The organism is Pseudomonas sp. Irchel s3f10, from assembly GCF_900187515.1.
Lineage (GTDB): Bacteria > Pseudomonadota > Gammaproteobacteria > Pseudomonadales > Pseudomonadaceae > Aquipseudomonas > Aquipseudomonas tensinigenes.
Genome location: NZ_FYDZ01000001.1, coordinates 765015 through 780638 on the forward strand (window position 1 = coordinate 765015; position 15624 = coordinate 780638).

General features: G+C 61.0%; 10 protein-coding genes and 1 pseudogene. All 11 read right to left on the reverse strand.

Going from position 1 to position 15624, the window contains the following annotated elements; genetic code table 11:
* Nucleotide 1: 1 nt before the first annotated feature.
* Nucleotides 2-2161, reverse strand: a complete 2160-nt coding sequence (glgX, locus tag CKW17_RS03615) for a glycogen debranching protein GlgX (protein WP_095118739.1) — start codon at nt 2159-2161, stop codon at nt 2-4.
* Nucleotides 2162-2385: 224 nt separating this feature from the next.
* Nucleotides 2386-2700 (reverse strand): DUF2934 domain-containing protein, encoded by a 315-nt coding sequence (locus CKW17_RS03620; RefSeq protein ID WP_095118740.1) that lies wholly within the window; start codon nt 2698-2700, stop codon nt 2386-2388.
* Between the two features lie 27 nt (nt 2701-2727).
* The gene (locus CKW17_RS03625; protein ID WP_095118741.1) at nt 2728-5496 is read right to left on the reverse strand and encodes a malto-oligosyltrehalose synthase; all 2769 of its coding nucleotides are present in this window, start codon (nt 5494-5496) and stop codon (nt 2728-2730) included.
* On the reverse strand, nt 5493-7571 hold the full coding sequence (gene malQ / locus CKW17_RS03630) for a 4-alpha-glucanotransferase (RefSeq protein WP_095118742.1): 2079 nt from the start codon (nt 7569-7571) through the stop codon (nt 5493-5495). Before malQ ends, CKW17_RS03625 begins: the two co-directional genes overlap by 4 nt.
* Nucleotides 7568-9370: a malto-oligosyltrehalose trehalohydrolase gene (gene treZ, locus CKW17_RS03635; protein WP_095118743.1), complete on the reverse strand. Its 1803-nt coding sequence runs from the start codon at nt 9368-9370 to the stop codon at nt 7568-7570. The genes malQ and treZ overlap by 4 nt, the downstream gene beginning before the upstream one ends.
* A gap of 17 nt (nt 9371-9387) precedes the next feature.
* Nucleotides 9388-10974: a glycogen synthase GlgA gene (glgA, locus tag CKW17_RS03640; protein ID WP_095118744.1), complete on the reverse strand. Its 1587-nt coding sequence runs from the start codon at nt 10972-10974 to the stop codon at nt 9388-9390.
* Between the two features lie 592 nt (nt 10975-11566).
* On the reverse strand, nt 11567-12520 hold the full coding sequence (locus CKW17_RS03645; RefSeq protein WP_095118745.1) for a D-2-hydroxyacid dehydrogenase family protein: 954 nt from the start codon (nt 12518-12520) through the stop codon (nt 11567-11569).
* Between the two features lie 13 nt (nt 12521-12533).
* Nucleotides 12534-13583, reverse strand: coding sequence for an alpha/beta fold hydrolase (locus CKW17_RS03650; RefSeq protein ID WP_095118746.1), 1050 nt, complete (start codon nt 13581-13583; stop codon nt 12534-12536).
* 87 nt (nt 13584-13670) lie between these two features.
* The gene (locus CKW17_RS03655) at nt 13671-14105 is read right to left on the reverse strand and encodes a YqaA family protein (RefSeq protein WP_095119026.1); all 435 of its coding nucleotides are present in this window, start codon (nt 14103-14105) and stop codon (nt 13671-13673) included.
* The gene (locus CKW17_RS03660; protein WP_077572718.1) at nt 14105-14551 is read right to left on the reverse strand and encodes a DUF411 domain-containing protein; all 447 of its coding nucleotides are present in this window, start codon (nt 14549-14551) and stop codon (nt 14105-14107) included. The genes CKW17_RS03655 and CKW17_RS03660 overlap by 1 nt, the downstream gene beginning before the upstream one ends.
* Before the next feature lie 239 nt (nt 14552-14790).
* Nucleotides 14791-15318 (reverse strand): annotated as a pseudogene (locus CKW17_RS30700) (methyl-accepting chemotaxis protein); the annotation flags it as partial.
* Nucleotides 15319-15624: the final 306 nt, after the last annotated feature.

Genomic DNA, 15624 nt, shown 5'->3' on the forward strand with positions numbered 1-15624 from the left:
ATCAATCTTCTTCATCACGTTGCAGTTCGAACAGCAGCAGCGAGCGTCCGGTGACCGAGTATTCGTGGCCGAAATCGAAGCGTTCCTGACCACGGATCGATGGTTGGTTGGTATCGATCATGCACGTCCAGAAGCTGCCCTCCGGCACTTCCGGCAAGGTGAAATTGACGATGTCGTGATGGGCGTTGACCACCAGCAGCAGCGTCGCATCCGCACCTTTGCGGCGAATCCCGGTTTCCTGCGCGCGGCCATCGAGCAACATGCCCAGGCAGCGGTTATGCGCATCGTGCCAGTGTTCGGTGGTCATCTCGGTGGCGTCCGGTGCCAGCCAAGTGACGTCCTTGACGCCGATGTCCTCGTTGTACTCGCCGACCAGGAAACGCCCACGACGCAGGATCGGATAGGCCAGACGCAGCTTGATCAGACGTTTGACGAATTTCAGCAGCGCCTTGCCGTCTTCGCTCAGGTCCCAATTGACCCAACCGATCTCGCTGTCCTGGCAATAGGCGTTGTTGTTGCCGTCCTGGGTGCGGGCGAATTCGTCGCCGGCGACGATCATCGGCGTGCCTTGGGCGAGCAGCAGGGTGGCGAAGAAGTTGCGCATCTGCCGATGGCGCAGAGCATTGATCTCGGGATCGTCGGTCGGGCCTTCGACGCCGTGGTTCCACGACAGGTTGTTGTTGCTGCCGTCCTGATTGTTCTCGTCGTTGGCTTCGTTGTGCTTGTCGTTGTACGACACGAGGTCGTTGAGGGTGAAACCGTCGTGGGCGGTGATGAAGTTCACCGACGAATACGGCCGCCGCCCGCGCTGGTTGAACATCTCGCCGGACGCGGTCATACGACTGGCGAAATCGGCAACCTGAGCGTCGTCACCTTTCCAGAACGCGCGCACGGTGTCGCGGAACTTGTCGTTCCACTCGACCCAGCCCGGCGGGAAGTTGCCGACCTGATAGCCACCGGGGCCACAGTCCCACGGTTCGGCGATCATTTTCACCTGACGCAGCACCGGGTCCTGACGGCAAGCAACGAGGAAGCTGTGACGCTCGTCGAAACCGTCGTGATAGCGGCCGAGAATGGTTGCCAGGTCGAAGCGGAAACCGTCGACGTGCATCTCGCTGGCCCAGTAACGCAACGAGTCGGTGACCATTTGCAGCACGCACGGGTGGCTCAGGTCGAGGGTGTTGCCGGTGCCGGAATCGTTGATGTAGAAGCGCTTGTCGTCCGGCATCAAACGGTAGTACGAGGCGTTGTCGATACCGCGCATCGACAGGGTCGGGCCTTGCTCGTTGCCCTCGGCGGTGTGGTTGTAGACCACGTCGAGGATCACTTCGAGGTTGGCTTCGTGCAGGTGCGCGACCATCTCCTTGAACTCGGCAATCTTGCCGCTGGCCAGATAGCGCGGGTCCGGGGCAAAAAACGCAATGCTGTTGTAGCCCCAGTAATTGGTCATGCCTTTGTGCAGCAGATGCTGGTCGTTGACGAAGGCGTGAATCGGCAGCAACTCGACGGTGGACACGCCGAGCTTGCGGATGTGCTCGAGGACATCGTCGACCATCAGCCCGGCAAAGGTGCCGCGCACGTTTTCCGGCACCGCGGGGTGGCGCATGCTGATGCCGCGCACGTGGGTTTCATAAATGATGGTCTTGTCCCACGGCACACTGACGCGGTGATCGTTGCCCCAGGTGTGCGCCGGGTCGATGACTTTGCACTTGGGCACAAACGGCGCGCTGTCGCGTTCGTCGAAACTGAGGTCGGCATCGGGGTGGCCGATGGTGTAGCCGAACAACGCTTCCGACCATTTCAGTTCGCCGACCAGTTGCTTGGCGTACGGGTCGATGAGCAATTTGTTGTGGTTGAAACGGTGACCGTTGGCCGGATCGTACGGGCCGTAGACGCGGTAGCCATAGATCAACCCCGGATGCGCATCGGGCAGGTAGCCGTGGTAGATCTCGTCGGTGTATTCCGGCAGTTCGATGCGTTCGAGTTCGACTTCGCCGGCATCGTCGAAGATGCACAGTTCGACCTTGGTGGCGTTGGCGGAAAACAGCGCGAAGTTGACCCCCAGACCATCCCAGGTCGCACCGAGCGGGAAGGGCAGGCCTTCGCGGATTCTCGACGGCTCGGCGTGCGCGGTGGGCTCGGCATTCTTTGGACGGGTCATGATTGCTCCTGCAAAACGGGTAATTTCTGGGCTTACACATCCCCCTGTAGGAGTGAGCCTGCTCGCGATAGCGGTCTATCAGGCGACATCAATGTTGAATGTCAGATAGCTATCGCGAGCAGGCTCACTCCTACAGGGGATTGGTGGGTTTCTTGAGGACGAACGCGTCCTCGGTGGCGAGCGAACCCGCCACACATTCATTCAGTTCAATAATCCGGTTAGCGTCAGATCGCCGAAGGCTTCTTTGGCGCTCGAGGCTTTTTCTCGGCGGCTTTTTCGCCCGGGGGAATCACTTTGGCGGCGCTGGCCGGTTTGGCCTTGGCCGCAGGTTTCGGCTTGGCGGCCGGCGCTTTGACCTCGGCAGTTTTGCCCGCGGCTTTGCTGCCAGCGGCTTTCGGTGGCTTCTTCGGTGCCAGTGCTTCCGCTTCAGCGAGCTTGCGTGCCATCTCCCAATGGCGCGCCTCCTGACCGTCAGGCTGACCTTCCGATTCCCAGATTTGATAGGCGAATTCGCGGATGCGTTTATCGTCGGTACTCATCGCAATGCTCCTGAACTGAACTCATGCTTACGTTAAGTGTTGGATAAAGAGATTGACCGGGACATCCCCCAGCGCGTCGCTGATATTCAGCTCCCTGTTTTTTGTGACTGCGCTGCTTGAAAAAAGTCCCTTCAGGTTTGTCGCAGAGGCGGCGAACGGTATAACCACTCGCGTATCGCCCCAGCGCAGCGCATCGACCTGAGGTACAGCACCGTTTTCCAGCAGGGTTGCGCAACGGATCGGCACGATCACGATGGCCTGCTTGCCCTCGTGCTCACGGGCAAACGCGAGCACGTTGTGCGCCTGACTGCCGAGCACTTCCAGGGCTTGGTAGCTGCCCCGGCGGAACAGCTCGGCGTGCTCGACACGCAGGTTCAACACTTGCGCAATCAAGGCTTGCTTGATGCGCCCGTCACGCCAGTTCGCCAGCAACTCCACAGGTGGCAATGGCTCCTCCAGTGCGTGCTCACGAGCGGCGTAATCCACCGGCCGGCGATTGTCCGGATCGACCAGGCTGAAGTCCCAGAACTCATTGCCCTGATACAGATCCGGCACCCCCGGCACGGTTATGCGCAGCAAGGTTTGCGCCAAACCATTGAGCGCGCCGGCGGCGGCGATGCTGTTGACGGTCTTGCTCAGCGCGGCGCGCAGCAGTTCGCCTTCTTCACCGGTGAGGAGTTTTTCGGTGAATGCGTGTGCGGCGTTTTCATAGGCTTCGTTCGGCGCGCTCCAACTGCTTTGCAGCTTGGCTTCGCGCAGGGCTTTCTGCTGCCATTGCCAGATGCGTTTGGCGTAGTCGGTGAACCCGGCCTGATCGTCATCGCGCAGTTGCAGCGGCCAACTGCCGAGCAAGGCTTGATAGAGGATCAGCTCATCGCCGCTCGACGGCATTTGCTCGTCAACCCGAACGGGACGGGCGAGGGCGCGCCACAATTCGATCTGCTCGGCGTACCAATGGCTACGCTCGCTGAGCACGGCCAGACGTGCGCGGGTGTCTTCGCCACGTTTGTGATCGTGGGTGGCGGTGGCCAGCAAGTTGTCGGGGAAGTCGTTCAGCCGTTGCTGATTGACGGCATGAAAGTCGCTGAGCGGGGCGCTGAATTGCTCGGTGTTGTAGCCGACGTCATTGCGTGACAGCAGCACCGCCGAGCGATACAACGCGGTGTCTTCCACGGCTTTGGCTGCTGCCGGTGAGGTCAGTTGCTGAAACCGTACGCAGGCATGCTTGAGAATCTTGCGTGAGCGCCCGCGCGGTTTGCGCCGCCACGGCGTTCCACCGAGCCAGCCTGCGACGCAATCGAGCACCGGCCAGTCGGCTTCGCTCAGCGTTCGTCGGGCTCCATCCATGGCCTGCTGGAAAAACACCTCGTCCTGCGCCGAGCGGCCCATGGCGCTGATGTACGTGCGATACACCGGGAAATGCACGATCAACGCGTGCAACACCCGGCGGATCGCGCCGAGGGTCAGGTCGCGGGTCATCAGGTCATCACGGGCGACTTGCAGCAGGGCCTGGGCGACGCTCTCGCAATCACTGGCCAGCGAGCCGTTGAGAATCTGCTGACGCGCCAGTTGCGCTTCTTCGATGAATGCGGCCGGGCGTTCGGTGCGCCGTTGCCAGAGATCACCGAGGACGTATTCGCCGTCCGGGTCGTGTTGCAGCAACGACAGCTGATTCATGAACTCGTAACCGGTGGTGCCATCCACCGTCCAGTCGCGGCGCGGGGTTTCACCGGCGCCGAGGATCTTCTCGACGTAGATCGGCAAGTGCCTGCCCGGTGCCAGCAGATCAACCCGGCGGCGCAATTTGCGGCAATAGCCACGCGGGTCGGCGAGGCCGTCGATGTGGTCGATGCGCAAACCGTCGACCAAGCCTTCGGCGATCAACTGGAAGATTTTGCCGTGGGTGGCTTCGAACACCGCCGGGCGCTCGACACGCAGGCCGCCGAGTTCGTTGATATCGAAAAAGCGCCGCCAGTTGATGTCATCTGCTGCCGTGCGCCAGCTTGCGAGGCGATAGCTTTGCCGCTCCAGCAACTGATGCAGCGCCTGGAAGCCTGCTTCGGTCGTTGAGTCGAAATGCTGAAGGTTGCTGTGAATCGCTTCAACGGTCTGCGGATCGCTCGCCAGTTCGCGCAGCTGTTCCTTCAGTGGCATCGCCAGCGAATGTGCATCGGTCTGATAACTGAGCGTGCTGAACCGGTCAGCGAGGGATTTCAGCGTCTCTTGGTGTTTGAGGATCTCACCGTAGTCACTCGGGCAGATCGGGAAATGATGATCGTAGTGCTCGACGTAAAAGCTGCCGGTCTGCGCGTTGAACTGCAATTTCAGCGTGCCTTCCTGCAAGGCCACGCCGTAATCGCTGCCGAGAAACGGCAGCAGCAACTGGCCCTCCATCAACGGGTCCGGCGAATGCCACTGAATGTCGAAGAACTCGCCGTAAGGGCTGAGTCGGCCCCATTCCAGCAGGTCGAGCCACCACGGATTATCGTTGCCGCCGACGGCCATGTGATTGGAGACGATGTCGAGGATCAGCCCCATGTTGTGTTCGCGCAGGGTGCTGACCAGGCGCCGCAGCGCCGCTTCGCCACCGAGTTCGGGATTGACTTGCGTTGGGTCGACCACGTCGTAGCCGTGCATCGAGCCGGCCCGCGCCGCGAGCAGCGGCGAGGCATAAATGTGGCTGATGCCAAGACTGGCAAAGTACGGCACCAGCGGCACCGCTTGTTCCAGAGTGAAGCCTTTATGAAATTGCAGGCGCAAGGTCGCGCGCAGAGGCTGAATGAGCGTTTGATTCATTGGTCACGCTCGGCAGCCTGAAGACGCGCACAGGCGAGCAGTTCCAGGCGTCGCGCGGCGTCGGCGTCATCGAGCAGTGCTTCACTGGTGCCGGGCAAACGCCGCGACCAGTTCGGATGGGCGTCGATGGTGCCCGGAAAATTGGCTTGCTCGTTGATGCCCAACGCATCCTCCAGCGGTAACAGCACCAGTGGTGCGCGGGTGTGGCCGAGAAAACGCACAGCGGCATCGACCACTTGATCGGCCTCGTGGGACTCCTCGCGGAAATTCTGCGGGTCCTGACTCAAGGCGTTGCGCAAGCCTTCGCGCTCACGTTGCCGGTGGTGCCGCCATTCGATTTCACCGTTGGCATCGACAAAACCCAGGCGTGCATTCCAGTCGATGTCGCGGCCATGCCACCAGCCGTTGAGTGTCGGCAGGTCGTGGGTGCTGGTGGTCGCCAGCGCGTTGTCCGGCCAGTCGAGTATCGGCTTGAAATAAGTGTTGTCCTGTTCAAACAACAGCACGCGCATGCCGAGCATCCCCCGCGCGCTGAGTTTTTCGCGCAGGCCGTCGGGCACGGTGCCGAGGTCTTCGCCGAGGACGATGGCCTGATGACGATGGGATTCAAGGGTCAGCAAGCGCAGCAAGTCATCGACCGGGTAATACAGGTACGCGCCATCGGCCGGGGCGGCGCCATTGGGGATTACCCACAAGCGTTGCAGGCCCATCACGTGGTCGATGCGCAGGCCGCCGGCATGGGCGAAATTGGCCCGCAGCATGTCGATGAAGGCGCGAAAACCATTGCGGATCAGGCCTTCGGGGGAGAACGCGGAAATGCCCCAGCCCTGACCCGAGCGATTGAGAATGTCCGGCGGCGCGCCGACGGTGAGCGAGGCGAGCAACTCATCCTGAAAGCTCCAGGCCTGACTGCCGGCGCCATCGGCACCCACCGCCAGATCGGCGATCAGGCCAATGCCCATACCGGCGCTGCGGGCGGCGGTTTGCGCACGCTCCAGGCAACGGTGGATCAACCATTGGCAGAAGGCGAAGTAGCCAATGCGTTCGGCGTATTCTTCGGCAAACGCTTCGAGCGCTGCACCGCGTGGGTCGTGCCAGTGTTCCGGCCATTGCCGCCAGTCGAGGTTTTCGCCACGGGCGGCGCGCATTTCCTGAATCGCTTCGAAGCGGCAGTGGTTTTCCAGTGCTTCGCCACCGGCGTGACGGAAACTGGCGAAGTCCGGGTGCAGCGGATGGTCACCGGCGATGAAACCTTCGTACAACGCTTGCAGGAGCTTTTGCTTGGCGTCGGCGGCGCTCGGCCAGTCGATCAGCGTGAGGTCTTCCAGTTGCGCGAACTGCTCGGCCAGGCCGGCCGCGTCGATCGCATCACGCAAGGCGCGCTCACCGAGAATGGCCCCGGGTGCTGCGTAAAGAGAATTGAGGAACAACCGACTGGATGGCGAATATGGGCTGTAGCGCCCGGTGTCGGCGCTGAACATGGCGTGCAGCGGACTGATCGCCAGCGCATCGGCGCCGCGTTCACCCGCCACGCGCACCAGGTCTTCCAGCGCCTGGGTGTCGCCGAAACCACCGTCGCCGGGGCGGCGCAGGGAATACAGCTGCGCACTCAGGCCCCAGACGCGAGGAATCGGATTGTCCACCGCATCGCCGACGCTGAAGCAGCGCTCCGGGGCCACGGCCAGGGTGAAATACTGATCGCTGATGTGCACCTGTTGATAGCCGACCGGGATCAGCCCCGGCAATATCGCTTCGGAATCGAGTTTCAGGTTCAGCCGCGAGCCGTCTTCAAGGTGAATTTCACACGGCGTTTGCGGAGCGAAATAACGCGCCAGATCGACGCCGACACCGACATCGGCGGTCAACAGCGGCGGCAAGTGACGGTCTTGTTGCACGGCTTGCAGTTCCAACAGGCTGGCGTCGATTTCCTGCGCCGTGCTGGCGGGGTGGCCGAGGCCGATCAGGACATTGCGCAACACCGCCGGGGCGACTTTCTGCGGGCGGCCGTTGGCGTCGATCCAGTCGACGGCGAGGCCGGCGCGGCTTGCGAGTATTTCCAGTTGCGCATCGCTCATAGGCGCTCTCCATCCAGAGGTTGCAAAGGGGTTGCGGCCGTGAGGCTGACAAGCGCGCAATACGCGGGCAGTACGCCCGATTCCGATAGATCGACGCTGGGTGGCTGTTGAAACAACCACACGGCCTCGGTCTGTGGAGGGTTGACCACTGGCGTGTCGCTGAGGTTCAGGTCAATTCGCAGCTCGCTGCCATTGCCCAGACGCCAGCGTGCACTGACCGCGCCATAACCGAGCATATGGGCGCCGAGCGCTTGCGTGCCGGACAGATGGGGAATGATGTATTGATGGCGAAATTGCAGAAGTTTTTGATACAGCGCGAGGGTTTCCTGCTGTTTTGCGCTGCCATTGCCGATCAACCTTGGCTGTGAAGCGTGGAAGGTTTTTTCGGCATTCGGGTCGGGAATCTGTTCGCGTTTGTGTGGATCGGTGAAAGCGCTGAATGCGGCGAATTCATTGCGTCGCCCCTCGCGCACCAGTTTCGCCAGTTCGCCGTGGTGACTGGTGAAGAACTGGAACGGCTGTTCGGCGGCGAACTCATCGCCCATGAACATCAACGGAATCATTGGCGATAGCAGCAACAATACGGTCGCTGCCTGCACGGCGCGCGGATCGGCCAGATGATGCAGGCGCTCACCGAACGCACGGTTGCCGATCTGATCGTGGTTTTGCAGGAACAGCACGAACGCGGTGGAGGGCAGATGTTCGCTAGGCTCGCCGCGCGGTTCGCCGTGGCGGGTGATGTGGCCCTGGAAGACAAACCCCTGACTGAGGCAGCGCACCAATTGTTCGGTGGGTTGTGCGGCGTAGTCGGCGTAATAGGCGTCGGTTTCGCCGGTGAGCAACACGTGCAAGGCGTTATGGCCGTCGTCGTTCCATTGCGCGTTGTAGTCGTATTCCAACAGGCTGGACTGGTTGAGTTCGTTCTCCACGGTCAACCAGACGTGGCGGCTCGGGTCGATCTGCGCGCGAATGCGCTGGGCCAACTCCGTGAGGAAATCCGGGTCTTCGATGGCATGCACCGCGTCGAGGCGCAAACCGTCGAAGCGGTATTCGAGCAACCACATCAGGGCGTTTTCGATAAAGAATTCGCGTACTTCGCTGCGGCGAAAATCGATCGCTGCGCCCCACGGTGTGTGTTTGTCCTCGCGGAAAAAGCCTTTGGCGTAACGATGCAGGTAGTTGCCGTCGGGGCCGAAGTGGTTGTAGACCACGTCGAGAATCACCGCCAAACCGTGGCCGTGAGCACTGTCGATCAGGTGTTTGAGTTGTTCCGGGGTGCCGTAGGAGGCTTGCGGTGCGTAGGGCAAAACACCGTCGTAACCCCAATTGCGATCGCCGGGGAACTGCGCCAGCGGCATCAGTTCGATGGCGGTGATGCCCAGGCCCGCGAGGCGCGCCAGATGTTGTTCGACTTCAGCGAAACCGCCGAGCGCACCGACGTGCAACTCGTAGATCACCGCTTCGCTCCACGGCCGACCTTGCCAGGCAGTGTGGCGCCATTGATAAGCCAGCGGATCGACCACCACGCTGTGGCGGTCGAGGGCGCAATCCTGTGCTCTGGAGGCCGGGTCGGGCACTTCCAGTTCGCCGTCGATGTTGTAGCGGTAACGCGTGCCCGCCGGACAGCGAGCCTTGATCACAAACCAGCCGTCTGCCTGGGGCAGCATCGGCAGCGACTGGCCATCTTCCAATTCAACGCTTACGTAAAACGCGTCAGGTGCCCACAGCGCAAATTGTGTGTGTTCGGCGTCCAGCTTGATCGCGCCGTGGGGCCAGTTCTCTTGGGTCCGTAACGGCATCGTTGAAAACTCCCTGATTATTTGTGGTGCGCTTTACCCAGCGCCTTGGCCACCAGTTGTTCGTAAAGTTCGGCGTACGGTTCAACCGCTTTGCACCAGTTGAACGGTGCGGCCATTGCCCGGCAACGCATGGCGTTGAGCAGTTCGGGGAAGGCGAACACCTTGAACGCGCGGCTCAGGGCCTCTTGATAGCTTTCAGCGGTGGACTCATCGAAGAGGAAACCGGTGACACCATTTTCAATGGTGTCGGCCAAACCGCCGGTGTTGCGCGCCACTGGCAGCGAACCAAAGCGCTGGGCGTACATCTGACTCAAACCGCAAGGCTCGTAACGCGATGGCATCAGCAGGAAGTCGCTGCCGGCGAACATGCGCCGGGCGTCGGTTTCGTTGAAGCCGATACGCACGCCGATCTGTCCTGGAAAACGCAGCGCCAGCTCGCGCATGGCTTGTTCTTCTTCCGGTTCGCCGCGACCGATGATGGCGATCTGTCCGCCGTTTTTAACGATGTACTCGGATACCGCGATCGTCAGGTCCAGACCTTTTTGATAGACCAGCCGCGACACCACGGCGAACAGCGGGCCTTCAGAGTCATTCAATTCAAATAACTCACGCACGTGCGCGGCGTTGACCGCTTTGCCTTCCCAGTCACCGATGGCAAATGGCGCGAACAGGTGCGGATCGGTGGCAGCGTCCCAACTTTCATCGATGCCGTTGGGGATGCCGCTGAGCAAGCCTTGCTGGGTCTTGGCGGCGAGAAAACCGTCGAGGCCGCAGCCGAAATCCGGGGTGGTGATTTCCTGCGCGTAAGTGGCGCTGACCGTGGTGATATGGCTTGAATAGGCCATGCCGGCCTTGAGGAACGACATCTTGCCGTAAAACTCCATGCCTTCCTGTTGCAGGGCATGGTTGGGAATGCCCAGCTCCGGGCAGGAGCCGAGGCTGGTCACGCCTTGATAGGCGAGGTTGTGAATGGTGAACAGGGTCGGCGTACGCTGCCCGCGCCAGTGCATATAAGCTGGCGCGAGGCCGGCCGGCCAGTCATGGGCGTGCACCAGGTCCGGGCACCAGTGAATTTGCGCGAGGTTGGCGGCGATGTCGGCAGCGGCCAGACCTAAACGGGCGAAACGAATGTGGTTGTCGGGCCAGTCACGACCGTTGTTGGCGCCGTAAGGCGAGCCTTCACGCTCGTAGAGTTCAGGGCAGATCAACACGTAGATGACCAGCCCGTCCGGCATGTCCATGCGCCCGATCTTGCACGGTGGCAGCGCGGCATGGCCACCGAGTTCGCCGATGATGTGAATCGGGTTTTCGCTGTGCATCACTTGCGGGTAACCGGGGATCAACACGCGCACGTCGTGCAGATGAGCCATGGCCCGGGGCAGGGCGGCTGACACGTCACCCAAACCACCGGTCTTGACCAGGTCGGCGATTTCCGAAGTGACAAACAACACTTTTTTCTTGTTGGGGTTCTGGCTCGCTACTGGAGTCAGCGTTTTGGTGCCGGGGACGTTGATCTGTCGGCTGCCGGGAACACTGATGGTGCTCGATTCACCAACCGCCTGCTGAGCACGCTCTCCCTGAATATCCAATGCCGCACTGATCATATGAATCTCCCGTCTCGTTGATCTGATTCTTGTCTTGAACAAGCGATGTCCATGGCCAAGTCCTGTGGCCGGGCGCAAACGCGCCACGCATCGGTGAGCAAACGCTACCCAACACGCGCAAGCAGAATGGGTGAACGGGCCGTTGCAAGGATTGCACCAGTCGCTTTGGCCCCGCCTTTCAGATGACCCGCCGCTGCGCGCAAAAGTTTCGAGTTTTTTTCGGCAATGTGACTGGTCGGTTTTACCCCGCGAAAGTCAGTCTAGGCCAGATCCTAGAGCGGGCCAGAGCAAATGGGTAAATTGTTCGACAATCGGTTGGCCGGCGGCAATTACCTTGCTTTGGATCAGTAAACGCACCGACGAAGTGCAGGTTTTTCTGCGAGGGAGGGCCAAAACGGTGACTGGCCGGTCACGATTTTGTGCTAGCGGGAAGGGTGGTTGCACTGTTGTGGTGCGGGCAGTTTGTTGATGGGGTGACTGTTATGTCGCTATCGCGAGCAGGCTCACTCCTACATTTGAAATGCGTTCCACCTGTAGGAGTGAGCCTGCTCGCGATAGCAATAGTGACTTCACCCTCTATTTGCAGAAAGGGTCAGTTCAACAGGCGAACCGGCTCCCCAGCCGCCCAAGCCTGAATATCCTCGATCATCTGCGAAAAGAACTGCTCATAATTCTGCCGGCTGACATAGCCCACATGCGGGGTCGCCAAGACATTGCCCAGTGTGCGAAACGGGTGCATGGCCGGCAGCGGCTCCTGTTCGAACACATCCAGCGCGGCGCCGGCAATGTGCTGTTTCTGCAAGGCCTTGATCAGTGCCGCTTCATCGACAATCGGCCCGCGCGCGGTGTTGACCAGCAGTGCCGTCGGCTTCATCCAGCCCAGCGCTTGCGCATCGACAAGCCCGCGACTGCGTTCGCTGAGCACCAGATGCACCGACAGCACATCGGCCTGCTCGAACAGTTGCTGCTTGTTCACGTAGGTCACGCCAACCTGTTCAGCCCGTTCGGCGGTGAGGTTTTCGCTCCAGGCGATGACCCGCATGCCGAACACCTGGCCGAACTGCGCAACGCGCTGGCCGATGCTGCCCAGACCAAGAATCCCGAGGGTTTTGCCGTGCAGGTCGCCGCCCAGCCCTTGCTGCCAATGGCCGGCGCGAAGGGAATTGGCCTCACTCACCAGATTGCGCGTGGCCGCCATGATCAGCGCCCAGGTCAACTCGGGTGCCGCATGCTTGTAACTGTCAGTGCCGCAGACCTTGATGCCCAGTTTTGCCGCGGCCTGCATGTCCAGCGCGGCGTTGCGCATGCCACCAGTAACCAGCAGTTTCAGATTGGGCAGGCGCTTGAGCAGGTCTTCGTCGAACCGCGTGCGTTCGCGCATCACGCAAATCACCTGATAGCGGCCCAGGCGCTCGGCCAGTGTCGCGTTGTCGGCCGGGTAATCATGCTCGAACGTCACTTCACCGAGGCTATCGAGCACCGACCAGTCGACCACATCGCGGGCCACGTCCTGCCAGTCATCGATTACTGCAATCTGCACCGCCATCAGCCTTACCTCATCAACGAACGGGATTGGATGTATTCAGCCAGTCGAGCAGGGCCTTGTGGAACTGCGCCGGTTCTTCCATCTGTGGTGCGTGGCCCATGCCGGGGAATTCCACCAGCGTCGACTGCGGGATCAGCTTGGCCACTTGTTTGCCGAGCACCTCGTAATGGCCGATTTTCGCTTTTACCTCAGGCGGCGCGAGGTCTTTGCCGATGGCTGTGGTGTCGGAGGTGCCGATCAGCAGCAGGGTCGGCATTTTCAAGTCCTTGAACTCGTAGTACACCGGCTGGGTGAAAATCATGTCGTAGATCAGCGCCGAGTTCCACGCCACTTGGGTCTTGCCCGGGCCTTTGCTCAGGCCGGCGAGCATGTCCACCCAGCGATCGAATTCCGGTTTCCAGCGGCCGTCGTAGTAAGTGGTGCGTTCGTAATCGCGAATGCCTTGAGCGCTGACTTTCAGCTCACGTTGATACCACTGATCCACGGTGCGGTAGGGCACACCAAGTGCTTTCCAGTCTTCCAGGCCGATCGGATTGACCAGTGCCAATTGTTCGACCTGCTCGGGGAACAGCAAGGCGTAACGGGTGGCGAGCATGCCGCCGGTGGAGTGGCCGAGCAGCGTGGCTTTCTGAATGCCCAGCGCTTTGAGCAATTGCTGAGTGTTGGTCGCCAGTTGCTGGAAGCTGTATTGATAGTTGTCGGGTTTGCTCGAGGTGCAGAAGCCGATCTGATCCGGCGCGATCACCCGGTAACCGGACTCGCTCAAGGCCTTGATCGAACTGTCCCAAGTGGCTGCGCAAAAATTCTTGCCGTGCATCAGCACCACGGTGCGGCCATTGGCCTTGCCGTGGGCGGCGACGTCCATGTAGCCCATCTGCAGGGATTTGCCCTGGGACTGGAAGGCAAAGTGTTTAAGCGTGTAAGGGTATTCGAAGCCTTGCAGCTCCGGGCCATAGGCCGGGCCTTCCGGCGCGGCTGCGGTTGACGTGGCCGCCTGAGCAGACAAGGGCAGGGCGGCGCAGAGGAACAGGCCGGGGAGCCAACGGGAAAACGTGACAGACATAAGGTCAAACTCCGTTTGAAATCGGCCGATGCTGGAACGGTTGGATTATGCCGACGTTAAACACAGGCAATGCCCGCGCCCGAACGTTCAACCCAGCCAGCCCAGGGTCAGCATGGCCAGCACGCCATAACGGGCACCTTTGGCCAGAGTGACAATCAACAGGAAGCGCCCGAGCGGTTCGCGCATGACGCCGGCAATCAGCGTCAGCGGGTCGCCAATGATCGGCAACCAGCTCAGCAGCAACGACCAATGTCCGTAGCGCTCATAGTGTTTGCGCGCCCTGGCCATGTGCGCGGGGCTGACCGGAAACCAGCGTCGATCCTGAAAGCGCTCGATGCCACGGCCCAGCCACCAGTTGACCAGCGAGCCGAGCACATTGCCCAGCGTTGCCACCGCGAGCAGGCCCCAGAGCCAGTAGCGCTCGCTGACGATCAAACCGACCAGCACCGCCTCGGACTGCAGCGGCAACAGGGTCGCTGCACCGAACGCGGCAAAGAACAGCCCGAAGTAAGCGGCGCCGATCAATGGGCCGGGTAATCCGCCACGACAACGTCAGCGCCATCCTTCTTCAGGCCGATGACCTGATAGGCATCGCTCATGCCGTCCATTTCCATGCCCGGCGAGCCCATCGGCATACCCGGTGCGGCGACGCCGAGCAGATCGTCACGCTTGCTCAGGGCCAAGACCTGCTCCGCCGGCACGTGGCCTTCGACGAATTTGCCGTTGATGATTGCGGTGTGGCACGAGGCCAGACGCGGAGGAACGCCATGTTGTTGCTTGAAGCTGCTCATGTCGCTTTCGACGTGATCTTCGACTTTGAAGCCGTTGGCTTCGAGGTGGCTGATCCATTTTTTGCAGCAGCCGCAATTGGCGTCACGATGGACTTCGATCGGGATCAGATCGGCGGCCTGGGCCAGGGAGGAGATGAACAGGGCGCTCAAGGCGACCAGACGCAGATGGGTTCGCATAACGGATTCTCGGCTCGGCTGACGATCAGAAAAGAACGCATTTTGACCGGTTTTTCCCGCCTGGCATCAACGCAATGTTTCCAGTTGTTGCAAAACGCAGCACCAACCGGTGGGAGCGAGCCTGCTCGCGAATGCGGTAGCTCAAACACTGAAGCGGGGACTGAAAGATTGCTTTCGCGAGCAGGCTCGCTCCCACAAGGGGTATCTGTTGGGCAGAAAACCCTTGTGGGAAGCAGAGATCAACGGACTTTAAAACGCCCCATGATCGCGCTCACCCGGCTATTGGCCTCAAGCAGTTGGTGGGTGTTGAGCTCGCTGGCCTTGCCGCTCTGCACCAGCTCATCGACCATGTGGCGGATCTGCACCATGCTGCGGTTGATCTCTTCGGTCACGGCGCTTTGTTGCTCGGCGGCGGTGGCGATCTGCGTGCTGAGGCTGTTGATGTGGCTGACCGAACCGGCCATTTCATCCAGGCCCGAGTTGACCCGGGCAGTGGCGTCGGCAGCCGACTGACAGCTGGCCTGGGTGTTTTCCATGGCGCTGACCGACGAGCTCACGCCCTGCGTCAGGCGGGTCAACATTTCGTTGATTTCGGACGTACTGGCCTGGGTCCGGGCGGCGAGGGCGCGGACTTCGTCGGCCACCACGGCAAACCCTCGACCTTGTTCACCGGCACGAGCCGCTTCGATGGCCGCGTTGAGGGCCAGCAGGTTGGTCTGGCCGGCAATCGCGCCGATCACCCCGAGGATCTCGGTGATGCGCTGCGCATCCTGTTGCATGTTTTCAACTTTATGTGTGGCGCTGGCCACTTCGTCGATCAGCGCCACCACACTGTTGGTCGCCTCGCCCACGACCACCCGTGAACGGTCGGCGTTTTCGTTGGCGCGCTGTGTAAACGCAGCGGTCTCGGCGGCGTTTTGCGCGACGCTCTCGGCAGTTGAACTCATCTCGGTGATGGCGGTAACGGTCTGATCGGTTTCCGAGGCGTGACGCAGCAGGATCTGGCTGGTGTGGGCCGAGGTGCGTTGCAGGTTGTCGAGGCTCGACGCCATCGCCCCCGTGGCCTGGGTGAC

Excerpts from the sequence above, each read along its gene's own strand:
- glgX (WP_095118739.1), bottom strand. The coding sequence starts at position 2,161 with ATGACCCGTCCAAAGAATGCCGAGCCCACCGCGCACGCCGAGCCGTCG.
- CKW17_RS03620 (WP_095118740.1), bottom strand. The coding sequence starts at position 2,700 with ATGAGTACCGACGATAAACGCATCCGCGAATTCGCCTATCAAATCTGG.
- CKW17_RS03625 (WP_095118741.1), bottom strand. The coding sequence starts at position 5,496 with ATGAATCAAACGCTCATTCAGCCTCTGCGCGCGACCTTGCGCCTGCAA.
- malQ (WP_095118742.1), bottom strand. The coding sequence starts at position 7,571 with ATGAGCGATGCGCAACTGGAAATACTCGCAAGCCGCGCCGGCCTCGCC.
- treZ (WP_095118743.1), bottom strand. The coding sequence starts at position 9,370 with ATGCCGTTACGGACCCAAGAGAACTGGCCCCACGGCGCGATCAAGCTG.
- glgA (WP_095118744.1), bottom strand. The coding sequence starts at position 10,974 with ATGATCAGTGCGGCATTGGATATTCAGGGAGAGCGTGCTCAGCAGGCG.
- CKW17_RS03645 (WP_095118745.1), bottom strand. The coding sequence starts at position 12,520 with ATGGCGGTGCAGATTGCAGTAATCGATGACTGGCAGGACGTGGCCCGC.
- CKW17_RS03650 (WP_095118746.1), bottom strand. The coding sequence starts at position 13,583 with ATGTCTGTCACGTTTTCCCGTTGGCTCCCCGGCCTGTTCCTCTGCGCC.
- CKW17_RS03660 (WP_077572718.1), bottom strand. The coding sequence starts at position 14,551 with ATGCGAACCCATCTGCGTCTGGTCGCCTTGAGCGCCCTGTTCATCTCC.